24 protein-coding genes are annotated in these 20,653 nt (G+C 65.1%); 8 read left to right on the plus strand and 16 right to left on the minus strand.

Going from position 1 to position 20,653, the window contains the following annotated elements; genetic code table 11:
- Nucleotides 1-148: 148 nt before the first annotated feature.
- Together ASD73_RS10855 and ASD73_RS10860 are read left to right on the plus strand one after the other, a co-directional pair.
- Nucleotides 149-838 carry a helix-turn-helix domain-containing protein gene (locus tag ASD73_RS10855; RefSeq protein WP_056372219.1) on the plus strand — a complete coding sequence of 230 codons (690 nt, stop codon included), beginning with the start codon at nucleotides 149-151 and terminating at the stop codon, nucleotides 836-838.
- A 72-nt stretch (nucleotides 839-910) separates the two neighbouring features.
- Nucleotides 911-1,663, plus strand: coding sequence for a MerR family transcriptional regulator (locus tag ASD73_RS10860; RefSeq protein WP_056372221.1), 753 nt, complete (start codon nucleotides 911-913; stop codon nucleotides 1,661-1,663).
- Here the strand turns inward: ASD73_RS10860 and queA are convergent.
- From queA to ASD73_RS10885, 5 genes are all read right to left on the minus strand, one after another.
- On the minus strand, nucleotides 1,642-2,688 hold the full coding sequence (queA, locus tag ASD73_RS10865) for a tRNA preQ1(34) S-adenosylmethionine ribosyltransferase-isomerase QueA (protein ID WP_056372222.1): 1,047 nt from the start codon (nucleotides 2,686-2,688) through the stop codon (nucleotides 1,642-1,644). The genes ASD73_RS10860 and queA overlap by 22 nt on opposite strands.
- A 23-nt stretch (nucleotides 2,689-2,711) precedes the next feature.
- Nucleotides 2,712-3,482, minus strand: a complete 771-nt coding sequence (locus ASD73_RS10870; RefSeq protein ID WP_235534333.1) for a peptidylprolyl isomerase — start codon at nucleotides 3,480-3,482, stop codon at nucleotides 2,712-2,714.
- A 122-nt stretch (nucleotides 3,483-3,604) separates the two neighbouring features.
- A complete protein-coding gene (gene coaD, locus ASD73_RS10875; RefSeq protein ID WP_056372226.1) occupies nucleotides 3,605-4,111 on the minus strand; it encodes a pantetheine-phosphate adenylyltransferase in 507 nt (168 codons plus the stop codon).
- Nucleotides 4,111-4,992 carry a polyprenyl synthetase family protein gene (locus ASD73_RS10880; RefSeq protein WP_056373507.1) on the minus strand — a complete coding sequence of 294 codons (882 nt, stop codon included), beginning with the start codon at nucleotides 4,990-4,992 and terminating at the stop codon, nucleotides 4,111-4,113. Before ASD73_RS10880 ends, coaD begins: the two co-directional genes overlap by 1 nt.
- A gap of 45 nt (nucleotides 4,993-5,037) precedes the next feature.
- Nucleotides 5,038-5,304 carry an exodeoxyribonuclease VII small subunit gene (locus tag ASD73_RS10885; protein ID WP_056372228.1) on the minus strand — a complete coding sequence of 89 codons (267 nt, stop codon included), beginning with the start codon at nucleotides 5,302-5,304 and terminating at the stop codon, nucleotides 5,038-5,040.
- Nucleotides 5,305-5,376: 72 nt separating this feature from the next.
- Here ASD73_RS10885 and ASD73_RS10890 point away from each other — a divergent pair, with 72 nt between their 5' ends.
- The 4 genes from ASD73_RS10890 (at nucleotide 5,377) to ASD73_RS10905 (ending at nucleotide 9,555) form a co-directional block, all read left to right on the plus strand.
- Nucleotides 5,377-6,039, plus strand: coding sequence for a hypothetical protein (locus tag ASD73_RS10890; protein ID WP_056372230.1), 663 nt, complete (start codon nucleotides 5,377-5,379; stop codon nucleotides 6,037-6,039).
- Nucleotides 6,040-6,170: 131 nt separating this feature from the next.
- Nucleotides 6,171-6,467 (plus strand): hypothetical protein, encoded by a 297-nt coding sequence (locus ASD73_RS10895; RefSeq protein ID WP_056372235.1) that lies wholly within the window; start codon nucleotides 6,171-6,173, stop codon nucleotides 6,465-6,467.
- An 82-nt stretch (nucleotides 6,468-6,549) separates the two neighbouring features.
- The gene (purL, locus tag ASD73_RS10900) at nucleotides 6,550-8,793 is read left to right on the plus strand and encodes a phosphoribosylformylglycinamidine synthase subunit PurL (protein WP_056372237.1); all 2,244 of its coding nucleotides are present in this window, start codon (nucleotides 6,550-6,552) and stop codon (nucleotides 8,791-8,793) included.
- A gap of 24 nt (nucleotides 8,794-8,817) precedes the next feature.
- Nucleotides 8,818-9,555 carry a DUF72 domain-containing protein gene (locus ASD73_RS10905; RefSeq protein WP_056372239.1) on the plus strand — a complete coding sequence of 246 codons (738 nt, stop codon included), beginning with the start codon at nucleotides 8,818-8,820 and terminating at the stop codon, nucleotides 9,553-9,555.
- Nucleotides 9,556-9,561: 6 nt separating this feature from the next.
- Here the strand turns inward: ASD73_RS10905 and ASD73_RS10910 are convergent, their stop codons facing one another.
- Nucleotides 9,562-9,900, minus strand: coding sequence for a winged helix-turn-helix transcriptional regulator (locus ASD73_RS10910; RefSeq protein WP_056373509.1), 339 nt, complete (start codon nucleotides 9,898-9,900; stop codon nucleotides 9,562-9,564).
- A gap of 135 nt (nucleotides 9,901-10,035) precedes the next feature.
- On the opposite strand from ASD73_RS10910, the gene ASD73_RS10915 reads away from it, so the two are divergent.
- Nucleotides 10,036-10,683, plus strand: coding sequence for a flavodoxin family protein (locus ASD73_RS10915; protein WP_056373511.1), 648 nt, complete (start codon nucleotides 10,036-10,038; stop codon nucleotides 10,681-10,683).
- Between the two features lie 54 nt (nucleotides 10,684-10,737).
- Here the strand turns inward: ASD73_RS10915 and ASD73_RS10920 are convergent, their stop codons facing one another.
- Nucleotides 10,738-11,517 (minus strand): Coq4 family protein, encoded by a 780-nt coding sequence (locus ASD73_RS10920; protein WP_056372241.1) that lies wholly within the window; start codon nucleotides 11,515-11,517, stop codon nucleotides 10,738-10,740.
- A gap of 130 nt (nucleotides 11,518-11,647) precedes the next feature.
- On the opposite strand from ASD73_RS10920, the gene ASD73_RS10925 reads away from it, so the two are divergent.
- Complete coding sequence (locus tag ASD73_RS10925; protein WP_056373513.1) at nucleotides 11,648-12,922, plus strand: DUF418 domain-containing protein; 1,275 nt, start codon at nucleotides 11,648-11,650, stop codon at nucleotides 12,920-12,922.
- Here the strand turns inward: ASD73_RS10925 and ASD73_RS10930 are convergent.
- From ASD73_RS10930 to ASD73_RS10970, 9 genes are all read right to left on the minus strand, one after another.
- Complete coding sequence (locus tag ASD73_RS10930) at nucleotides 12,880-13,284, minus strand: Hpt domain-containing protein (RefSeq protein ID WP_200934932.1); 405 nt, start codon at nucleotides 13,282-13,284, stop codon at nucleotides 12,880-12,882. The genes ASD73_RS10925 and ASD73_RS10930 overlap by 43 nt on opposite strands.
- Before the next feature lie 117 nt (nucleotides 13,285-13,401).
- Nucleotides 13,402-13,632 carry a sulfurtransferase TusA family protein gene (locus ASD73_RS10935; RefSeq protein WP_056372243.1) on the minus strand — a complete coding sequence of 77 codons (231 nt, stop codon included), beginning with the start codon at nucleotides 13,630-13,632 and terminating at the stop codon, nucleotides 13,402-13,404.
- The gene (gene der, locus ASD73_RS10940; protein WP_056372245.1) at nucleotides 13,629-15,020 is read right to left on the minus strand and encodes a ribosome biogenesis GTPase Der; all 1,392 of its coding nucleotides are present in this window, start codon (nucleotides 15,018-15,020) and stop codon (nucleotides 13,629-13,631) included. Before der ends, ASD73_RS10935 begins: the two co-directional genes overlap by 4 nt.
- Nucleotides 15,021-15,066: 46 nt before the next feature.
- Nucleotides 15,067-16,401 carry an outer membrane protein assembly factor BamB family protein gene (locus tag ASD73_RS10945; RefSeq protein ID WP_082521487.1) on the minus strand — a complete coding sequence of 445 codons (1,335 nt, stop codon included), beginning with the start codon at nucleotides 16,399-16,401 and terminating at the stop codon, nucleotides 15,067-15,069.
- Nucleotide 16,402: 1 nt separating this feature from the next.
- The gene (locus tag ASD73_RS10950) at nucleotides 16,403-17,212 is read right to left on the minus strand and encodes a tetratricopeptide repeat protein (RefSeq protein ID WP_056372248.1); all 810 of its coding nucleotides are present in this window, start codon (nucleotides 17,210-17,212) and stop codon (nucleotides 16,403-16,405) included.
- Nucleotides 17,213-17,326: 114 nt separating this feature from the next.
- Entirely contained in the window at nucleotides 17,327-18,190 is an 864-nt protein-coding gene (gene panB, locus ASD73_RS10955) for a 3-methyl-2-oxobutanoate hydroxymethyltransferase (RefSeq protein ID WP_056372249.1), read from the minus strand.
- An 86-nt stretch (nucleotides 18,191-18,276) separates the two neighbouring features.
- Nucleotides 18,277-19,206, minus strand: a complete 930-nt coding sequence (locus ASD73_RS10960; protein ID WP_056372250.1) for an aldo/keto reductase — start codon at nucleotides 19,204-19,206, stop codon at nucleotides 18,277-18,279.
- Complete coding sequence (locus ASD73_RS10965) at nucleotides 19,203-20,279, minus strand: glycerophosphodiester phosphodiesterase (RefSeq protein ID WP_056372255.1); 1,077 nt, start codon at nucleotides 20,277-20,279, stop codon at nucleotides 19,203-19,205. The genes ASD73_RS10960 and ASD73_RS10965 overlap by 4 nt, the downstream gene beginning before the upstream one ends.
- Nucleotides 20,276-20,626, minus strand: a complete 351-nt coding sequence (locus tag ASD73_RS10970) for an ArsC family reductase (protein ID WP_200934933.1) — start codon at nucleotides 20,624-20,626, stop codon at nucleotides 20,276-20,278. Before ASD73_RS10970 ends, ASD73_RS10965 begins: the two co-directional genes overlap by 4 nt.
- Between the last annotated feature and the right edge of the window lie 27 nt (nucleotides 20,627-20,653).

A 20,653-nucleotide genomic window follows, 5' to 3' on the forward strand; every position in this document is an offset into this window, starting at 1 on the left:
TGCCGATTCACCCGCCGCAAGCGGCGCACAGTTCGCCCCGGGGACAGCGAACGGACCTTGTTGCGGGGCACCCGGCGGAGCATGTGCCCGCGATGCGGCGCCCCCCATTAACCACTCGACAACCGATCGCCGCGCATAGCGCTAAACCATGCCCATTCATGCGATGATCGAAAAGCAACAGACCGACGGAAGCACGCGCGGCGCGCCGCGCATGCATATGCGATTTGAAGCGGCGGGATCGCTCGAAGGCAGCGAGGGCACGACGGTGGCGATCCACAACCTGTCAGCGACCGGCATGCTGATCGAAACCGCATCCGATCTGGCCATCGGTCAGCGGCTTACGATCGCATTGCCCGAAGCGCCCGATTGCGCCGCCACCATCGTGTGGCGCAGCGAGGCGCTCGCGGGTTGCCGTTTCGACCGGCCGCTGTCGCGCGCGGCGCTCAGCGCGGCGCAGCTGCGCAATCCGCTTCCGGGGGACGTCGATCCCGCGCGCATTCCCGACGGCGACGAAATGCTGGCCCAGCGCCTGCTCCGGCTCCGGAAGGAACGCGGCCTCAGCCGCGCGGCGCTTTCGGATCAGACGGGGTTCAGCCGGCCGAGCATCTGGGCGTGGGAAAGCGGCAAGACCGTACCGCGGCGCAGCAACCTGCCCGCGCTGGCCGAGGCTCTCGGCATTTCAGAGCACGAACTGCTCGCCGGCGGACCGTCGGCGGCGCATGCCGATTCCGCGGCGAGCGCGCAGCAAATGCATTCGCTGGTCCGGGCGAGCCGCGAAGAGATCGCAGCACTCGCGGGCGTCGATCCGGCCAAGGTCAAGATCACGATCGAATATTAGGCGCGCACGAAAGGACTTGACCCTCACGCTGCGTCATCCCCGATAGGCCGTCCCACGATGAGGAGACGGTGAATGCGCACGGTTCGGCAGGTCGCTAGGGCGGCGGGCATCAGCGTCAGGACGCTGCATCATTATGATGCCATCGGCCTGCTGAAGCCCGGCCATGTCGGCGCCAACGGCTATCGCTATTATGGCAGGGAGGAGTTGCTGCGGCTGCAGCAGATCCTCTTCTATCGCGAGCTTGGCCTGCCGCTGGCGGAGATCGCCGCCGTGCTCGACGACCCCGCCTTCGACCCGCTGACGGCGCTGCGCGAGCATCGCGCCGCGCTCGAAGGCCGGATCGGCCATTACCGGACCCTCATTCGCACCATCGATCGCACGATCGCATCATTGGAAAAGGACGAGGACATGGAAGACAACGACTATTACGCGGGCATTGCCCCCGAAACGCGCGACCGCTGGCAGCGCGAGGCCGAGGAATTTTGGGGCAAGGACGCAGTCGCGGCGGCGGCGGCGAAGGCACGATCGTTCAGCAAGGAACAGGTCGCTGCGATCCAGGCCGAGATGGAATCGATCCGCGCCGATTTCCAGCGCCTGTTCCGCGAAGGCGCCGCCCCCGCATCCGACGCGGTGCAGGCGGTGACCGATCGTCACTATCGCTGGGTCTCGCACAGCTGGACGCCCGACGCCGCGGCCTTCAAAGGCCTCGGCCGCTATTATGTCGAGAACCCCGAATTCCGCGGCACCTATGACGATGGCGAGCTACCGGGATGTCCAGAGTTCATCGCGGAAGCGATGGCGGTTTACGCCGACCGGTCGCTCTGACGCGGGAGCAGCAGGCTGGCATCGCCATAGCTATAGAAGCGATATTCGCTTTCGATGGCGTGGGCATAGGCCGCCTGCATCGTCTCTAATTCCATCAACGCGCTGACCAACATGAAGAGCGTCGAGCGCGGCAGGTGGAAGTTGGTCATCAGCCCGTCGATCGCCTTGAAGCGATAGCCGGGGGTGATGAAGATCGCGGTATCGCCCGCGAAGGGCGCGATCACGCCGTCATCCTGCGCCGCGCTTTCGAGCAGGCGCAGGCTGGTGGTGCCCACCGCAATGACGCGGCCGCCCGCCGCGCGCACGGCATTGAGCCGCGCGGCGGTATCGGCGTCGATCCGCCCCCACTCGGCGTGCATGACATGATCTTCGGTATCGTCGGCCTTTACTGGCAGGAAGGTGCCGGCACCGACGTGCAGCGTCAGTGTCTCGGTCAGGACGCCCGCCGCCGCGAGCGCTTCGAGCAGCTTCGGCGTGAAGTGCAGCGCCGCGGTCGGCGCCGCGACGGCGCCATCCTCGCGCGCGAACATCGTCTGATAATCGGCGCGGTCGGCGTCGTCTGTGGGGCGCTTGCCCGCAATATAGGGCGGCAGCGGCATCGTGCCCGCACGTTCGAGCAGGACTTCGACCGGCTCGTCGCCGGCGAAGGCGAGGATGAAGCTACCGTCGGGCAGCCGCTCGTCGGCGAGCGCCGCGGCCCCCGCGCCGAAATCGACCGTCTCGCCGACGCGCAGCCGCTTGGCGTTGCGGATGAACGCCTGCCAGCGGCGCAGGTCGATCCGTTTGTGCAGCGTTGCGCCGATCCGTGCGTCTCCGCGCCGCCCCTCAAGCTGCGCCGGGATGACGCGTGTGTCGTTGAAGACGAGGCAGTCGCCGGGGCGGAGCCATGCCGGCAGGTCGCCGACCCCCGCATCGGCGATCTCGTCACCATCGACCACGAGCATCCGCGCCGCATCGCGCGGCCGCGCGGGGCGGAGCGCGATACGCTCATTAGGCAGATCGAAATCGAAGGCGTCGACGCGCATAATCTTGGTGCGCGCGCCCGCGCTTACTGCTTGATCGGCGCGTTGAGCTCGTCGACCGTTACCGCGGGCGCAGCGACCGGAGCGGGCACCGTTTCGGTCAGCATCGAGGCGGGCGGGATCGGCTTGTTGTCGGCAGCGACCGACACCTGCACCATGCGCGACATCACTTCGGGCGGCTCGCCCTTATGGATCGCGTCGACATATTGCATGCCCGATATGACGCGGCCGAATGCGGTGTAGCGGCGGTCGAGGCTGAAGCGCGGCTGGAGCATGATGAAGAACTGGCTGTTCGCGCTATCCTCACTCTCGGCGCGCGCCATCGACAGCGTGCCGCGCAGATGCGGCGTCGGGTTGAATTCGGCCTTGATGTCGGGGAGCTGCGATCCGCCCTGCCCCGTCGCGGTCGGATCGCCCGTCTGCGCCATGAAGCCGTCGATCACGCGGTGGAACTTGACCCCGTCGTAAAAGCCAGCGCGCGCCAGTTGCTTGATGCGCTCGACATGGTTCGGCGCGACATTCGGATAGAGCTGGACCACGATCCTGCCGCCCGTTGAAAGGTCGATGTTGAGCATATATTCGGGGACGCCCATATATTGGTCGGGGGCCATCGCCGGGATTGCAGGCGGCGCCACGGTCGCCGGGCCAGCTTCGGTCGTCGCGGGCGCGGTCGGGGTTTCGACCGGCGCGGGCGGGGGCGTTTCGACGGGCGGCGCCGGCTGGCTTTGCTCGGGGTTCGGCCCCGGTGCGGGCGGCGCATCCTGCGCAACGGCCGAAGCCGCGAGACCGAATGCCATCGCCGTAAGAATCAAGGGGCGGAAGGATGATTTCATGCTGGATCGGCCTTTGGATAATAAACTGGATTTGCGCCCCGATGGCGCGCCCTAGCCGGAAAAAGCTGAACGCTCAATGATCGGTATCAGCGTTCGCCCTGGAGCAAGCCCCGCTCGGCGATGCGCGCGACGACGGCGTCGCGGACCGACGGCGTTACGAATTTCTGGATGTCGCCACCAAAAATCGCGATTTCCTTGACCAGCCGCGACGCGATCGGTTGCAGCCCGACGTCGGCCATCAGGAACACCGTCTCGATCCGGTCGTTGAGTTGCTGGTTCATCCCCGCCATCTGATATTCATATTCGAAGTCGGCAACCGCGCGCAGCCCGCGGACGATCATGTTCGCGCCCTCGCGCTCCGCAAAATCCATCAGCAGCGAGTTGAAGCCGACGACGCGGATGTCACCCTCGATCGACGCGACCTCGGCCTGCACCATCGCGATACGTTCATCATCGTCGAACATCGGCGATTTGGTGATATTGGTCGTTACCCCGATGACGAGCCGGTCGACCAGCTTCGCGCCGCGGCGGATAATGTCCATATGCCCCAGCGTAATCGGGTCGAAGGTTCCGGGATAAACCCCAATGCGCATCAACGGTCCCTTTCCACCACATAACGGGCGATCGCGCGCAGCAGCGCCGCCTCATCGCCAAAACTCGCGAGATGTCCGATTGCCTGTTCGACGAGCGCGGTCGCCTGTTCGCGCGCGCGCTCGAGCCCCATCAGGGTGACGAAGGTCGCCTTGCCCGCGGCGTCGTCCTTGTGCAGCGCCTTGCCCGCCAATTCCTCGTCGCCCTCGACGTCCATGATGTCGTCGGCGATCTGGAACGCGAGCCCGATGTCGCGCGAATAGGCGCGCAGCGGCGCGCGGCCCTCGGGCGGGATGCGCGCGAGGATCGCACCGGCCTCGACCGAAAAGGCGATCAGCGCCCCGGTCTTGAGCTGCTGGAGCCGTGTTACCGTCGGCAGGTCGAAGTTCGACGTCTCGGCGGCGAGGTCCATCATCTGGCCGCCCGCCATCCCCGCCGGCCCCGCGGCGCGCGCCAGTTCGCAGCACAGCTCGCCGCGCACGAACGGATCGGCGCTCGTCACCGGATCGCACAGCCATTCGAACGCGAGCGCATGGAGCGAATCGCCCGCGAGCACGGCGGTCGCCTCGTTGAACGCCTTGTGCACCGTCGGCTTGCCGCGGCGCATGTCGTCATCGTCCATGCATGGCAGGTCGTCGTGGATCAGCGAATAGACGTGCATCGCCTCGACCGCCGCCCCGACGCGCAGCGTCAGCGTGCGGTCGACATGGAACAGATCGCCCGCGGCGCGAACGAGCAAAGGACGCAGCCGCTTGCCGCCGGCCACCGCCGCATGGCGCATCGCTTCATAGAGCGGTCGGCGCGGGTCGGACGGAACGGCGAGCAGTTGATCGAACAGCGTGTCGATCCCGGCCGCAACCTCATTCTGGGTGGAAAGGAGCAATTGCCTCTCGCGCGAAGCTTCGCTGTCGACGAGCGTCACCGTGGATCAGCTTTCGCCGAAGGGGGTCGTTCCCGCCGGCCGGCCGTCGGCGCCCAGGCTGACCTGTTCGATGCGCGCCTGCGCCGCGGCGAGCCGCGCCTCGCAATGGCCACGCAGCGCATGGCCGCGCTCATAGAGCGTCACCGATTCTTCCAAGCTGACATCGCCGCTCTCGAGCCTCCGCACGATCGTTTCAAGCTCGCCCATCGCGGCCTCGAACGACAGCGAAGCGATATCGGCGGCGGCGGCAGCAGTGTCGGGGGTGTCCGTCATGGCCCTGCTTTGGCCCCTTCGCCCCCGTTCGGTCAAGCTTGACGTGGTGATTTTGCCCTATAGCGTCGCGCCATGTTCATCGGCCATTTCGCCCCGGCGCTGATCGTCGCGGCCCGTCCAAAGGCGGCGGGGCTGGGGACATTGTTCGTGGCGGCGCAGCTCGTCGACGTCGGCTTTGCCGCATTGCTGATCCCGGGAATCGAGGCGATGCGGATCGTCCCCGGCATCGCCGCGATGAACCCGATGGATCTGTACCACATGCCCTATACGCACAGCCTGCTCGGCGCGCTGATCTGGGCGAAGATTTTCGGCCTGCTCGTCTGGTTCGCGACCAAACGCAAAGAGGCGGCGATCGGCGCCGCGCTGGTCGTGGTGTCGCACTGGTTCATCGACCTCATCGTCCATATCCCCGATCTGACGCTCTATGGCATGCCGCCCAAACTGGGGCTCGGGCTCTGGAACCATCCGCTGATCGCAATGCCGCTCGAGATCCTGCTGATCGGCGGCGCCTTTCTTTATTATCTGCGCCGCACCGAAGCGCCGGGCGGCAACCGTCGGCTGTGGATACTCGCCGGGCTGCTCGCCTTTGCGCAGGCGGTCGACTGGTTCGGTCCGAAGGAGCCCGCCTATTCGCTCGCCATCCCTGCAACGATGCTCTTCGCTTATGCGCTGCTCGCCGGGACCGCGGCGTGGGCGGGCGCCCGCCGGCGGCTTGTGGTGTCCGTCCACACCTGACCTCTTCGCGCCGCGCAATCGCGGTTCTGTTTTTTGCAATTGCTCGCGCCGCGCGAGCCAGTCATGCTGCACTGCACAAGAAGAGAGGGGCTCCGAAGGCAAGTTTTGTTCATTAGACAAGGACTTGCATCATGAAAAAATTCATTCTCCCCGCCCTCGGCCTGCTCGCGCTGGCACCGTCCGTCGCCCTCGCGAAGGATGCGCCGACCAACCGCTTCGAGCATGAAGGCAGCACCTACAGCTATAGCGTCACGCAGGTTGGCGACACGCGCGTGATCAGCGGCGTCGAAGAACGCACCGGCAAGCCGTTTACGCTTCGCGTCGGACAGCACCGCGTGCGCGGCGCCGTCGGCTCGCAGCAGGTCAGCTTCGCGCTGCGCGACGTCGCGCCGCTCGTGAAGCCGGCAGCCACCCTCGCCTCGCGCTAAACCGTCTCTCCGACAGCAACCCCATGATGTTTTCGCATCATGGGGTCTGTTCGTTTTGCGCCTGTGCGGCTAAAGGCGCGCCATGACTCAGCACGCGCCCGCCATCACCCCCGAAATCGTCGCCGAACATGGGCTTTCGCCCGAGGAATATGATCGCGTCCTCCACGCGCTCGGGCGCGAGCCGAACCTGGTCGAACTCGGCATCTTCTCGGTCATGTGGTCCGAGCATTGCAGCTACAAGAGCTCGCGCCTCCATTTGAAGAAATTGCCGACCGAAGCGCCCTGGGTGATCTGCGGCCCCGGCGAGAACGCCGGCGTGATCGACATCGGCGAAGGCGAAGGCGGCAAGAAGCTCGCCGCGATCTTCAAGATGGAGAGCCACAACCACCCGTCGTACATCGAACCCTATCAGGGCGCGGCGACCGGGGTCGGCGGCATTTTGCGCGACGTCTTCACGATGGGCGCACGCCCTGTTGCGAACCTCAACGCGCTGCGCTTCGGCCGCCCCGACCATCCGAAAATGAAGCATCTCATCTCGGGCGTCGTCCACGGCATCGGCGGCTACGGCAATTGCGTCGGCGTGCCGACCGTCGGCGGCGAGGTCAATTTCCACAAGGCGTATGACGGCAACATCCTCGTCAACGCGATGACCGTCGGCGTCGCCGAGCAGGACAAGATCTTCTATTCGGCCGCCAGCGGCGTCGGCAATCCGATCGTCTATGTCGGCTCGAAAACCGGGCGCGACGGCATCCACGGCGCGACCATGGCCAGCGCGGATTTCGGCGAGGATGCCGAGGAAAAGCGCCCGACCGTGCAGGTCGGCGACCCCTTCACCGAAAAATTGCTGATCGAGGCGTGCCTCGAACTGATGGCGTCGGACGCGATCGTCGCGATCCAGGACATGGGCGCCGCGGGCCTCACGTCTTCTTCGGTCGAGATGGCGTCGAAGGGCGGCGTCGGCCTCCACCTCAAGATGGACGATGTGCCGCAGCGCGAAACCGGCATGACGGCGTATGAGATGATGCTGTCCGAATCGCAGGAACGCATGTTGATGGTGCTGAAGCCCGGCCGCGAGGATTTCGCCGCCGCGATTTTCCACAAATGGGAACTCGATTTCGCCGTGATCGGCACCGTCACCGACACCGGCCGCATGGTGCTCGAGCATCATGGCGAGATCGTCTGCGACATCCCGCTCGCGCCGCTCGCCGACGACGCCCCGCTCTATGACCGCCCCCACGTTGCGACCCCGAAACAGGCCGAGTTGACGAATGTCCCCGAGACGAAGGACGTCGCGGCCGACCTCAAGACGCTGATGGGCACCCCCGACATCGCCAGCCGCCGCTGGATCTGGGAACAATATGACAGCCAGGTCGGCGCCGACACGGTACAGACCGGCGGCGACGCCGCACTCGTCCGCATCCACGGCACCGACCGCGCGCTCGCCATGTCGACCGACTGCACCCCGCGCTATTGCTACGCCGACCCGGTCGAGGGCGGCAAGCAGGCGGTCGCCGAAACCTGGCGCAACATCAGCGCGGTCGGCGCCACCCCGCTCGCGATCACCAATTGCCTGAACTTCGCCAACCCGCAGCGTCCCGAAATCATGGGCCAGATCGTCGGCTGTCTCGACGGCATGGCGCAGGCGTGCATCGCGCTCGACTATCCGATCGTGTCGGGCAACGTCAGCCTTTACAACGAGAGCAAGGCGACCGGCGGCGGCAGCGCGATCCTGCCGACCCCCGCGATCGGCGGCGTCGGCGTGATCGAGGATTGGAACAAGGCGGTCGGCATCGGCTTCAAGCGCACCGGCGACATCGTGCTCGCGGTCGGCGAACGCGCCGGCCATCTCGGCCAGTCGGTGTGGCTGCGCGAAATCCATGGCCGCGAAGAAGGCCCGCCGCCCGAGGTTAACCTCCGCTGCGAAAAGCGCACCGGCGACTTCATCCGCGGCGCGATCAACGCCGGCTGGATCACGGCGTGCCACGACGTGTCGGACGGCGGCATGGCGGTGACCCTCGCCGAAATGGCGCTCAAGTCGAACATCGGCGTGCTCGTCAGCGAAGAGCAGCCGTTCGGCGTCGCCGAAAGTTTCTTCGGCGAAGATCAGGGGCTGTATCTCGTCACTGTCTGCGACACCTGCCTTGCTGACTTCCTCGACGCCGCGGGCCGCGCAGACGTGCCCGTCGATCCCGTCGGCCGCACGATCAAGGACCGCATCGTCTTCGAACTGGAGGGCAGCGACCATCAGGTCACGCTGGCGGAACTTCGCGAAGCGCATGAGGGCTTTTTCCCGAATTTGATGGGAGCCGACGCGGCGCTCGCCTGACGTCGTCGTGAAAGAGAGGGGCCGATGAGCATTTATGTCGGAGTCGGGGGCTGGACCTTCGAACCGTGGCGCGGTCCCTTTTACCCCGCCGGGCTCGCACAGAAACGCGAGCTCGAATATGCCGGCCAGCATTTGACCGGGATCGAGATCAACGGCACCTATTATGGCAGCCAGAAGCCCGAAACCTTCGCCAATTGGGCGGAGGCGGTCCCCGACGGGTTCAAGTTCAGCGTCAAGGCGTCACGTTTCACGACCAACCGCAAGGTATTGAAAGAGGGTGCTGCGTCGATCGAGAAGTTCCTGACGCAGGGGCTGACGAGGCTCGGCGACCGTCTCGGCCCGATCCACTGGCAGTTCATGGCAACGAAGAAATTCGATCGCGACGATTTCGCGGGCTTCCTCGACCTGCTTCCCGATACGCAGGACGGCTTGCCGCTCCGCCACGCGATCGAGGTGCGCGACGAAAGTTTCCGCGACCCAGCCTTTATCGACATGGTGCGCGAGCGGAACATGGCGATCGTCTTCGCCGACAGCGACGATTTCCCCTGCATCGACGAACAGACCGCCGACTTCACCTATGCGCGCCTGCAGCGTTCGCAAGAGGATGTCGAAACGGGCTATGACGCCAAGGCGCTCGACCAATGGGCGAAGCAGGCGCGCGACTGGGCGAAGGGCGACCGCGACGTCTATCTCTTCTTCATATCGGGCGCGAAGGTCCGCAACCCGGCGGCGGCGCAGGCGCTGATCGCGAAGCTCGGCTGACCAACCTCACCGGCCGCCGGTCGTCGGGGGTTGCAGATTATGTTTCCCCCATTCGCATAGCGGCGTCAGCGCTTCGTTGAGCGATGCGCCCAAGGGGGTGACCGAATAATCGACACGCGGCGGAACCTGATGGAACATCTCGCGGTGGACCAGACCATCGGCTTCCATTTCCCGCAATTGCTGGATCAGCATCTTTTCGCTGATCCCGGCAATACGCCGCTTAAGCGCGCCGAAGCGCACGGGCGTGCCGTGAAGTTCCCAGAGAATCAGCGCCTTCCATTTCCCGCCGATAATCCCGAACACCGGCCCGAGACCGTCATTATAGGGTTGATTGCGTGTCGACATGATCGCCAATTCTTACCTGAAAGTATGTACCTGACAAAATAGTAGGTAGTTGATCAATAGAAAGTATCACGCCACCCCTTTGCGTCAACAAGACATGGCAGCCGCGCCGTGTCGCACGCGAAAGGATCGGCCGATATGCCGGAAAAACTGCTCATTCTTGTCGGAAGCCCGCGCAGGAACGGAAACACCGCGACGCTTGCCGAAGCCGTCGGGCGCGGCGCCGAGGCGGCGGGCAGCGATGTCGCACTGCGATTTCTGGATGACCATATTTCGGGGTTTCTGCGCGATTGCCGCCAATGCCGCCGCTCCGATGGCGAATGCGCGATCGACGATCCGTATCGCGCGCTGTTCTTCGACGAGTTTTTGCCCGCGCGCGGGGTGATTTTTTGCTCGCCCATCTATTGGTACGGCGTGTCCGCCCAGATCAAGGCGTTCTTCGATCGCAGCTTCTGCTATTATGCGGCCTCCTATCCGGGCTCGCAGGAAGCGCTTGCGGCGATGGCGCGGAAACGGCTCGGGCTGGTGCTGGCGTCCGAGGAAACATATCCCGGCGTGGCCCTCGGCATCGTCCACCAGATTCAGGAGTTTTCCCGCTACACGAATTCGGATTTTGTCAGCGTGGTGCGCGGGGCCGGCAACAGCCGCGGCGAAGTGCGCAACGATCCGGCGAACCCGATCGGGGACGCCGAACGTCTGGGCCGCGAGATATTTTCCCGATCCTATTCCGACTACAGGCTGGAGACGCCGCGCAGCCCGCGGGTCTGGCCGGAAAGCGTAGGTTGAGTACCGGGTTCCCCGGCGCTGGCTGGGTCTCCCCGGCTTTCGCCGGGGAACAGTTCAGGCCATCGCGGCCTTTGCCGCGAGGAAGTTATACGGATCGATCCCGCGGTTGCGGTAGGCGCGGTGCGCTTCCTGATAGAGCGTCGGCTCGCCGATGCCGAGGCGCGCGCGCGCGGCTTCGAGCGATTCGGCGAGCAGCGAGCGGATATCCTGCTCGATGATCGCCTTCGACGCCTTGCCGTGGCGCTGGCCCTGGCGGATCGCGCCGAACACCGGCGCGTTGCTCTTGACGCCGCGCTTCACTTCATAACCGCCGGCATAAGCGATAAAGGCATTACCGTAATTGCCCGTCTGGCCATAGGTGAAGCCGAGCACGCACTGTTCGCCGAGCGCGTCACGGCCATAGCCGGTCAGGATGTGAAACAGGTCGTGCGTGTCGCGCAGGCGGTTCGAATACCATTGTACCTGGTCGTCGAACTTGGGGCGGCCCATCTTGTCGGCTTCGGCAACAAGGCCCGCGGCCGACAGGCCTTCGCGGCGCATGAAGGTGACATAGGCGTGGCCGACGCTGCCTTCGGGCAGTTCGTCGATCCATGCATGGTCGTCGAGCAGGTCGGGCAGATAGGGTTCGCGTTCCATCAGCTTCTGGCCGAAATCGCTTTCGACGAAGGCGCGCGCGTCGTCCATGAAGCCCTTGCGCGGCAGATTCTCAAAGATGTGGAACACCTGCTCGGTGTCTTCCTTGTCCTTGATAAGCTTGCGGAAGTGCTGGAACGCCTTGAACGGGCGGAACTTCTGCGGCTGGCGGTCGGGGTGAGAGAAGATGGTGGGGGTCATGGGTCGTTCCCGTTCGAATCATTTGATGCTGTCCAGATAGCATTACTGACATAGATGTCAATAGTACGTTAAAGCGCTGGACGGATCATCGCCCCAGCCGTTATAGGCGAATAATACAGTGGAGGGCGATATGCGCGAAGATAGACAAGTTGCGAGCGAACGCCTCGTTACCCTCGACGCGCTGCGCGGTTTCGCCGTGATGGGCATTTTGGCGATGAATATCGTCGCCTTCGCAATGCCCGAAATGGCCTATGTCTCGCCCAAGGCCTATGGCGGCGAAACCCGGTCGGACATCGCCGCCTGGGCGCTCGGCTTCCTCCTCTTCGACGGCAAGATGCGCGGGCTATTCTCCCTCCTGTTCGGCGCGAGCATGGTCCTGATCATCGATCGCGCGGCGGCGTCGGGACAGGATCCGGGCTCGGTCCATTACCGCCGGATGGCGTGGCTCGCGGTCTTCGGTCTCTGCCATTATTTCTTCCTCTGGTGGGGTGACATCCTTTTCCTCTATGCCGCCGTCGGCTGCGTCGCCTTCCGCTTTCGCGCGTGGGAATCGCGCCGGTTGATCAAATGGGCACTTGGCATCTTCACTTTGGGCGTTGTCCTGACGTCGCTTTTCTTCGGCGCGCAACTCGCGGTCGGAAATGCGGCCGACAATCCCGCGTCGCCGATGGTCGAGGCCGGGCGCGAGGTCCGCGCCGAATATGCCAAGATCGATGGCGAGGTGACCGAGGAACTCGCGCTCTATCGCGGCCCCTATCTTCCGATCCTCAACTCACGGCTCGATACAGCGATCAATCCGTTCGTCGGCGTGCTGATGACGATCCTCGAAACGCTGCCGCTGATGATGCTCGGCATGGCGCTGTTCCGTAACGGCTTCCTGACGGGCGCATGGGCGGCGGCCGATTACCGGCGGACGGCGCTGCGCTGGCTACCCCCGGGCGTGCTGCTGACATTGCTCGTCGGCTGGCTCCAGTGGCGCGCGGGCTTCGACTATCTCGTCGCGGTCAACGCCTTCATGGCGTGGGCGGGGCCGGGGCGGCTGATGATGACGATCGCCTATGCCGCGCTGCTCGTGCTGCTGATCCGGCGCGCCGCTACCAGCGTATGGATAGCCCGCGTCGCGGCAGCGGGCCGCGCGGCCTTCTCTAACTATCTCGGCACCAGCATCGTGATGACGACCATCTTTTATGGCTACGGGATCGGCCTGTTCGGCGACGTCGGCCGCTGGACGCTTTATCTTGTCTGCATCGCCATGTGGGCGGTCATGCTGCTGTGGTCCAAGCCGTGGCTCGACCGCTTTCGCTATGGCCCGCTCGAATGGCTGTGGCGCAGTCTCGCGCGTGGGTCATTGCAACCGATGCGTCAGCAGCCCACGGCGCGGCCGAAACCCGTCGGGCGGCGCTGAACGAGCGGGTTCGCTTCGCGCTCCAGCGCGCCGAGCGTCTCTTCGAACAGCCGGCGCAGTTCGACGACGCGCGGCAGATATTCTTCGGGGCTGGTCTGGCTTTCGACGCAATGGCGCGCGAAGACTTCGATATCCTCGGCGAGCGCGCCGAGTTTCTCGCCGCCGAACTGCCGCGCTTCGCTTTTCAGCGTGTGCGCGGGCATGACGAGGCCGCGGGCATCGCGTGCGCGCATCGCCTCTTCGATCGCGGCGACCGATTTGGTGCCGTCTTCGCGAAAATAGCCGAGAATCCGCACAAACGCAGCGCCCAACTGGGTGCGTGTCGCGCGAAACTCATCCCAATCGACCAGGATTTCGTCCAATGCTTTAGTCCCTTGGTGTTCAAATTCGGTCGTGGTCCCAACCGGTCCATGCCCAAGTTGGGTAAAAAAGACGTTACGGTGTCAGGGGGGTCGCGAAGAAGGCCGCCCCATTTTGGGTCAGCGGCGAACGCGCCAGCGTCCCTCGTCGGCGTTCGCGGCATCGCGCTCGACCGACCAGCCATGCTCGCCCGCCAGCGCCGCAACTTCCCGCCCCGCCTGCGGATCGTCCGCGATCAGCAGCACGTCGGACGCATCGCGCATCGCGCGGGCGAGCCGCAGCGCGGGCCAGGGGCAGCGCATCCCGCGCGCATCGACGACCAGCGCCCCCAATATCTTAGGCGCCGTCATTCATCATAGGGGTTGCGCGAATTGCGGAAGTTCAGCCGCACCGGAACGCCCTGAAAGCCCAGTTCCTTGCGCATGCCGTTGACCAGATAGCGCGTGTAGCTTCCGGGCAGGCTGTCGGTTCGCGTGCCGAAAACGACGAACGTCGGCGGCCGGGTGCGCGCCTGTGTGATATAGCGCAGCTTGATCCGCTTGCCGCCGGGCGCCGGCGGCGGGTTGTTTTCGACCGCGTTCTCGAACCAGCGGTTGAGCTTCGCGGTCGAGACGCGGTTGGTCCAGATCGCACGCTGTTCGAACGCGACGCGAACCAGTGTGTCGATGCCCTTGCCCGTCGCGCCCGAAATGCTGAGCACGGGAACGCCCTTGACCTGGCTGAGCCCGTCCTCGAGCGCAGTGCGCACCCCGTTGAACAGTGCCGACGGGTCTTCGGCAACATCCCATTTGTTGAGCGCGACAATCAGCGCGCGGCCTTCCTGCAGCACCCGGTCGGCGATGTGAAGATCCTGCGCCTCCAGGCCTTTGGTGGCGTCGAGCAGGAGAACGACAACCTCGGCGAAATCGACCGCGTGGAGCGCGTCGGCCACCGACAGTTTCTCCAGCTTTTCGACCACCTTGGCGCGCTTGCGCATGCCCGCGGTGTCGAACAGCTGAATCTCGTGGACCTCGCCGTCCTTCTCCCACTGCCAGTCGACGCGGATCGAATCGCGGGTGATCCCGGCTTCGGGCCCGGTGATCAGGCGGTCCTCGCCGATCATGCGGTTGATCAGCGTCGACTTGCCCGCGTTGGGGCGGCCGACGATCGCGAGCTTCATCGGACCGAGCGGCGCGTCTTCGTCGTCTTCGTCGCCCTCGGCGCGCGGCGGCACCGCTTCGAACGCGGCAGCATCGAAGCCGTCGACGATCGGGCGCAGCGCGTCAAACAGGTCGACGATGCCTTCGCCATGCTCGGCGCTGAGCGCGATCGGATTGTCGAAGCCGAGCGAATAGCTCTCCATCAGGCCGTTTTCGCCCTGTTTTCCTTCGGCCTTGTTGACGACAAGGATGATCGGCGTGTCTTCGCTGCGCAGCCAGCGCGCGATTTCCTCGTCGAGCGGAGTCACGCCGGCGCGGCCGTCGATCATGAACAGCGCCGCATCGGCCTCGCGCACCGCCTTTTCGGTCTGCACGCGCATCCGGCCGGGCAGCGTCGCTGCGTCATAATCCTCGAAACCGGCGGTATCGACGATACGAAAATCGAGGCCGAGCAGATGGCCGTCGCCTTCGCGGCGGTCGCGCGTCACCCCGGGCTGGTCGTCGACGAGCGCAAGGCGCTTGCCGACCAGGCGGTTGAACAGCGTCGATTTGCCCACATTGGGCCGGCCGACAATGGCAATCGTCGCGAATCGCGACATGAGACTATTCCCTGTATCCTACCGGGCCGCCCCGGCCCGGAGCTTGTCAGCGCCAGGCCGTGATCTGCCCGTCGTCCGCGAGGACGTACAAAATATTATTCGCAACCACGGGGGCCTGCGACAGCGGCGATTTGAATTCGGTCGAGCCCAGGAGCGAACCGTCGGTCGGCGAGAATTCCGACAACACGCCTTCGCTGTTGACCGCGATCAGACGGCCGCCGGCGAGGATTGGTCCAGTCCAGCGGATCGGGTCCTTTTTCTTCTTTTCGGTTTCGACGCGGAAACGCGCGAGCTGTTGCAGCCAGCGAACCTTGCCGTTCGCACGCGCGACGGCCAGCAGCTTGGCGTCGTCGGTCATCGCATAGACCCACTCGCCGACGACATAAGGCGTCGAGATGCCGGCGATCGAGATTTCCCAGCTGCGCTGGCCGGTGACGAGTTCATAGCTTGCCATGCGGCCGCCCTGGCCGAGCGCGAAGACGCGGCCGCGATCGACGACCGGATCGGCGTCGACGTCGGTGAGCGTCGACACCGACAGCGCCATCGACGTGCGCGCGAGCGCGTCTTCCCACAGGTCGCGGCCGTTTTCGTAACGATAAGCCTGAACCTCGCCCGACGAGAAGCCGGCGACGATAGTCCCCTGCCCCGCCGCGGGCGACGCGGCGCCGAACACGCTGCCCGCCTCTGCCGACGCCGTCGCCTGCCACTGTACCGCGCCATCGGCGGCGTTGAGCGCGAAGATCTGGTTGTCCTGGCTGATGACATAGACGCCGCCAAACGCAATCGTCGGCGCGCCGCGCAGCGGACCTGCGGGCCGCACCTTCCAGATCACCGATCCGTCGGCGACGTTGAGCGCCGCGACGTCGCCGACGCCGCTGGTCGCATAAACGACATTGCCGTCGACCCCCGCACCGCCGCCGAACAGCGACGCCTTGAAATCCTTGCCCGTGCTGCCGATCGCCACGCTCCACAGTTTCGCGCCCGTGTCGGCAGCGAAGGCGGTGACCACGGCGTCGGTATCGACCACGAACAGGCGATTATCGGCGATCACCGGCGAGGCGGCGATCCGCTGCTTGTTGGTACTGCCCGCGATATTGGCTTCCCACAGCTTGGTCCGCGTCGCGGCGAGCGCCGGATGACCCATCGATTTCGATGCGTTGCCACCCGACTGCGCCCACGCGGCGTTGACCGCCGGTTCGGGCAGCACGACCGCGATCGACGCGGTGGCCGGGTCGACCTTGACACTGTTGTCGTTCGACAGGATCGACACGCGGTCACCGACCGTCGGGGTCTTCGGCGGACCGTCGCCTTTCAGCACCCCACATGCCGTCAGCGGCAGCGCGAGCAGCGCCGCATAGATTCCGAAACGCGCTTTCCGCATATTAATTGGCTTCCTCAGTCTTTGCGGCTGCCGCGGCCTTTGGCGCGGCATTGCCTTTCTGGTCCCCGACGGCGGCGGCTTGCGCCGCGCCTTTCTTTTCGGCTGCGGCGCTTTCGTCCGCCCGGTCCGCGACCGCATCGACGCCGAGCATCCCCGCCATCTGCACCGAGCGCGATTGCAGCGATTTGCTCACATTGGGCAATTTGGCGATGCGGCCATAAAGCGCGCCGGCCTGGTCGAACTGGCCAAGCTGGTAATGCGCGGTCGCCGAAAGTTCGGCTGCGCTCGCGAACCAGCTCGAGGCCGGATCCTTGGCGTCGACCATCGGCTTCATCCGCGCGATCACCATTTCGGGCTTCAGCGTGTCATATTCGAACGCCGTCTGGCGGATCAGCGCAAGATCGCGCAGCGCCTGATCGAGCTTGGTATCGGCCGCGACTTTCGCCATCAGGGCAGCGGCCGCCTTCAGATCGCCGCTCTGCGCCTTGATGTTCGCTTCCTGCATCTGCGCGACTGCGCGATAGGCGGGATCGCCTTCGGCTGCCAGCTTCTGAAGATCGGTCGCCGCGGCGCGCGGCTGGTTGGTGCCGAGTTTTTCGAACGCCGCGATCAGCTCTTCGGCCTGCTCACCGCGGGCGGCATCCTGCTGGTGGCTCCAAAAGAGATAACCGCCGAACGCCAGCAGCGCGGCGATGACGCCGCCGATGATCCAGCGGCCATAGCGTTGCATGATCGTATCGAGCCGGTCCTTGCGGACGGCCTCGTCGACTTCCTGCAACAGCGCGGCATCATTCGTCGGGCTCAGCGCCAATCAAACCTCCATAAACTCAATATTGGCCCGGGCATTCAGCATCGCGCCGGCGGCTTCCTTAGCGACGGCGCCCAAAAACGCCAAGCGTTTCACTCTGCACGGCTCGCCGGACTCTTAACCTGCGTATGTCTGATCCTCGGTCGGGAATGAACGGGACCTGACTTCGTCGGCATAGTCCTTGACCGCGCCTTCGACGACGCTTGCCATATTTCCATAACGCTTCACGAACTTGGGAACGCGTTCGAACATGCCGAGCATGTCGTCGGTGACGAGCACCTGACCATCGCACTCTGCCGAAGCGCCGATACCGATCGTCGGGCAATCGACCTTGTTCGTAATCTCGATCGCGATCGATTCGAGCACGCCCTCGATCACGATCGAAAAGGCGCCGGCCTGTGCGACCGCGACGGCATCTTCGACGATCGAGCGCGCTTCTTCCGCGCTCTTGCCGCGCACGCCATAGCCGCCGAGGATGTTCACCGCCTGCGGGGTCAGCCCGACATGGCCCATCACCGGAATGCCGCGCTGGGTGAGGAATTCGATCGTCGGGGCGAGCACCTTGCCGCCTTCGACCTTCACCGCCGCCGCGCCGGTTTCCTTGAGCAGCCGCGCGGCATTATCGAACGCCTGCTGCGGGCTGCCTTCATAGCTGCCGAACGGCATGTCGACGATCACCGCGGCATGATAGCTGCCGCGCACGACGGCGGCGCCGTGCAGCGCCATCATGTCCATCGTCACCCCGACGGTGTGCGGCAGGCCGTAGATCACCTGCGCGAGCGAATCGCCGACGAGCAGCATGTCGCAATGCGGGTCGAGCAGCTGCGCCATGCGGACGGTATAGGCGGTGAGCATCACGAGCGGTTCGCCGCCCTTGCGCTGGCGAATGCGCGGCACGGTGAGGCGTTTCATCGGCTGCGGCGTCGGATTGGCGCGGCTGGTCGACGTGTCGAAGGTGAGCGTTTTCGGGAGTGTGGACATGGGGCGGGGTTTAGCCGCTAAAACCGCGAGGTGAAAGCGGCAAAGCCCCTTTTGTTGCGGCGCAGCGAAAGCGGTCGCCCGCCGGGTCAGGCCGCGCTGAGCGCCGCGCGCTGTTCGTCGCTCAGGCTGAGGCCCATGCTGCCTATCAGTTCGTCCAGCTGGTCCACCGTCGTCGCGCTGGCAATCGGCGCGGTCACGCCCGGTTGCGCCGCGACCCATGCCAGCGCGATTTGCGAGAGGGTGGCTCCCGTTTCTGCTGCGATGCGGTCCATCACGGCGAGCATCGCCGGGCCCCTGCCGTCGAGATAGGGTTTGACGCGCGCGCCACGCGGACTTTTGCCAAGATCTTCGGGCTTACGATATTTGCCCGACAGATAACCCGAGGCGAGGCTGATATAAGTGACGACCCCCAGCCCCTCGTCGATGCAAAGCTGTTGCAGCGCGCCTTCATATTGGTCGCGGTCGAGCAGGTTGAGCTCGGGCTGCATCGCGGTGAAGCGTGGGAGGCCGTTTTCGTCCGCCACGCGGAGCGCTTCCGCGAGCCGGTCGGCCGAATAGTTGGACGCGCCGATCGCGCGCAAGATACCCGCATCGACGAGTTCCGCAAAAGCGCCCAGCACTTCATCGAGCGGCACGTCGGGATCGTCCTTATGCGCGAAATAAAGGTCGATGACGTCGGTGCCGAGCCGGTCGAGCGAGCCTTGCACGGCATCGCGGATGCGGTCGGGCTTCAGCCCGCCGGGCATCATGCCGACCTTGGTCGCGATCAGCACGCTGTCCCGCGCGCCGCTTTCTTTCAGCCACGCGCCCATCATGCTTTCGGATTCGCCGCCCTTGTGGCCCGGAACCCAGGCCGAATAGACGTCAGCGGTGTCGATCATACCGCCGCCCAGTTCGACGAAGCGGTCGAGAACCGCGAAGCTCGCATCGCGCCCCGCGGTCATCCCAAAGACATTTCCGCCGAGAACGAAGGGCCGGATCGACAGGCCGCTCCGGCCCAGGGCTCTTTCGGTCATTGTCCGCTTTCCCTCCTTACCGTCGCCACCGCCTCGCGCGGATTGTCGCTGAACAGGCCGTCGATGCCGGTCTTCAGATAGGAGGTGATTTCACCGGCCAGGTCGCCGTGCCCGGCCGGATTGACCCCGCCTTTGTCGCCCAGCGGCAGGAAATAATTTTCGCGGCGGAACGTCCAGGGATGGACCTTGAGCCCCGCAGCATGCGCATCGCGCACAAGGCTGGTCGGCTTGCCGAGCCGGCCGAGCGCGCGGCGCGGGATCACCATCGCCTTGTTCGGCCCGATGCCGTCGGCATAGCCGGCGATCATTTTCAGCCCGGCGGGCGACGTCATGGCGGCATAGCTGGCGCCCGGCCGGTCGGCGGGGCCGCCCTCGGCATCCATCAGCTGGATTAGCGGAAGGTCGCTCTTCGCGCGCAGGTCCATCAGATTGCCGACCTCGAAGCTCTGGATGAACACCGACGCGGTGCGGCCGCGATAACCGAAGCGATCAAGCACGCTGAGCAAAGGCGCCTCGTGCGGCAGGCCGATCGCGACGAAATAACTCGGGTGCTTGGTTTCGGGATAGACGCCGACGGGTTTGTCGCGGCCCTTGTTGACCTCCGCCAGCAAGGTCAGGATTTCCTCGAAGGTTGGGATTTCGAACTGCCCGTCATAATCGGTGCTGCGCAGCTTCGGGAGCCGCTCGCGCGCGCGCAGCGTCTTGAGTTCAGCCAGCGTGAAATCTTCGGTGAACCAGCCGGTGACCTTTTGCCCGTCGATCGTCTTCGTGGCCTTGCGGCCTGCGAATTCGGCATGCGCTGCGACATCGGTCGTTTCCGAAATCTCGTTCTCGTGCCGCGCGACAAGCACGCCGTCCTTCGTGAGCACGAGATCGGGCTCGATATAGTCGGCGCCAAGGTCGATCGCGAGCTTGTAACCCGCCAGCGTATGTTCGGGGCGCTCGCCCGACGCGCCGCGATGGGCGATCACGATCGGCGGCTGGCCATTGAGCGTCGGCTGCGCGGTCACGACATCAGCCGTGCAGCCGGCGGACAATGCCAAGGCCAGCAGCGCCGCGAGCGACCGGATCATGCCGCAAAACGCGCCTGCCAGTCCTCGGCCGAAAAGCCAACGCTGACCCCGCTCGCGGCCTCGACGACCGGACGGCGGATCATCGCCGGCTGGTCGAGCATCAACGCCTTTGCCGCGGCGGCGTCGAGCCCGTCCTTTTGCGCGTCGGGCAGTTTGCGAAACGTCGTCCCCGCCTTGTTGAGCAATTTTTCCCAGCCGAGCGCGTCGATCCAGCTCTGGAGTCGCGGGGCGTCGAGCCCATCCTTGCGCACGTCGTGAAAGTGATAGGCGACGCCCTGCTCGTCGAGCCAGCGCCGCGCCTTCTTCACCGTGTCGCAGTTCGAAATGCCATAGAGAATCATCGTCATGGACCGAGGACTTAGCAGGCGCGGGTT

This window comes from Sphingopyxis sp. Root154, assembly GCF_001427105.1.
Taxonomy (GTDB): domain Bacteria; phylum Pseudomonadota; class Alphaproteobacteria; order Sphingomonadales; family Sphingomonadaceae; genus Sphingopyxis.

What these genes read in the sequence shown, in the direction of transcription:
- ASD73_RS10855 (WP_056372219.1), top strand. Translation starts at nt 149, where the DNA reads ATGCCCATTCATGCGATGATCGAAAAGCAACAGACCGACGGAAGCACG.
- ASD73_RS10860 (WP_056372221.1), top strand. Translation starts at nt 911, where the DNA reads ATGCGCACGGTTCGGCAGGTCGCTAGGGCGGCGGGCATCAGCGTCAGG.
- queA (WP_056372222.1), bottom strand. Translation starts at nt 2,688, where the DNA reads ATGCGCGTCGACGCCTTCGATTTCGATCTGCCTAATGAGCGTATCGCG.
- ASD73_RS10870 (WP_235534333.1), bottom strand. Translation starts at nt 3,482, where the DNA reads ATGGCATTCGGTCTCGCGGCTTCGGCCGTTGCGCAGGATGCGCCGCCC.
- coaD (WP_056372226.1), bottom strand. Translation starts at nt 4,111, where the DNA reads ATGCGCATTGGGGTTTATCCCGGAACCTTCGACCCGATTACGCTGGGG.
- ASD73_RS10885 (WP_056372228.1), bottom strand. Translation starts at nt 5,304, where the DNA reads ATGACGGACACCCCCGACACTGCTGCCGCCGCCGCCGATATCGCTTCG.
- ASD73_RS10890 (WP_056372230.1), top strand. Translation starts at nt 5,377, where the DNA reads ATGTTCATCGGCCATTTCGCCCCGGCGCTGATCGTCGCGGCCCGTCCA.
- ASD73_RS10895 (WP_056372235.1), top strand. Translation starts at nt 6,171, where the DNA reads ATGAAAAAATTCATTCTCCCCGCCCTCGGCCTGCTCGCGCTGGCACCG.
- purL (WP_056372237.1), top strand. Translation starts at nt 6,550, where the DNA reads ATGACTCAGCACGCGCCCGCCATCACCCCCGAAATCGTCGCCGAACAT.
- ASD73_RS10905 (WP_056372239.1), top strand. Translation starts at nt 8,818, where the DNA reads ATGAGCATTTATGTCGGAGTCGGGGGCTGGACCTTCGAACCGTGGCGC.
- ASD73_RS10910 (WP_056373509.1), bottom strand. Translation starts at nt 9,900, where the DNA reads ATGTCGACACGCAATCAACCCTATAATGACGGTCTCGGGCCGGTGTTC.
- ASD73_RS10915 (WP_056373511.1), top strand. Translation starts at nt 10,036, where the DNA reads ATGCCGGAAAAACTGCTCATTCTTGTCGGAAGCCCGCGCAGGAACGGA.
- ASD73_RS10920 (WP_056372241.1), bottom strand. Translation starts at nt 11,517, where the DNA reads ATGACCCCCACCATCTTCTCTCACCCCGACCGCCAGCCGCAGAAGTTC.
- ASD73_RS10925 (WP_056373513.1), top strand. Translation starts at nt 11,648, where the DNA reads ATGCGCGAAGATAGACAAGTTGCGAGCGAACGCCTCGTTACCCTCGAC.
- ASD73_RS10935 (WP_056372243.1), bottom strand. Translation starts at nt 13,632, where the DNA reads ATGACGGCGCCTAAGATATTGGGGGCGCTGGTCGTCGATGCGCGCGGG.
- der (WP_056372245.1), bottom strand. Translation starts at nt 15,020, where the DNA reads ATGTCGCGATTCGCGACGATTGCCATTGTCGGCCGGCCCAATGTGGGC.
- ASD73_RS10945 (WP_082521487.1), bottom strand. Translation starts at nt 16,401, where the DNA reads ATGCGGAAAGCGCGTTTCGGAATCTATGCGGCGCTGCTCGCGCTGCCG.
- panB (WP_056372249.1), bottom strand. Translation starts at nt 18,190, where the DNA reads ATGTCCACACTCCCGAAAACGCTCACCTTCGACACGTCGACCAGCCGC.
- ASD73_RS10960 (WP_056372250.1), bottom strand. Translation starts at nt 19,206, where the DNA reads ATGACCGAAAGAGCCCTGGGCCGGAGCGGCCTGTCGATCCGGCCCTTC.
- ASD73_RS10965 (WP_056372255.1), bottom strand. Translation starts at nt 20,279, where the DNA reads ATGATCCGGTCGCTCGCGGCGCTGCTGGCCTTGGCATTGTCCGCCGGC.
- ASD73_RS10970 (WP_200934933.1), bottom strand. Translation starts at nt 20,626, where the DNA reads ATGACGATGATTCTCTATGGCATTTCGAACTGCGACACGGTGAAGAAG.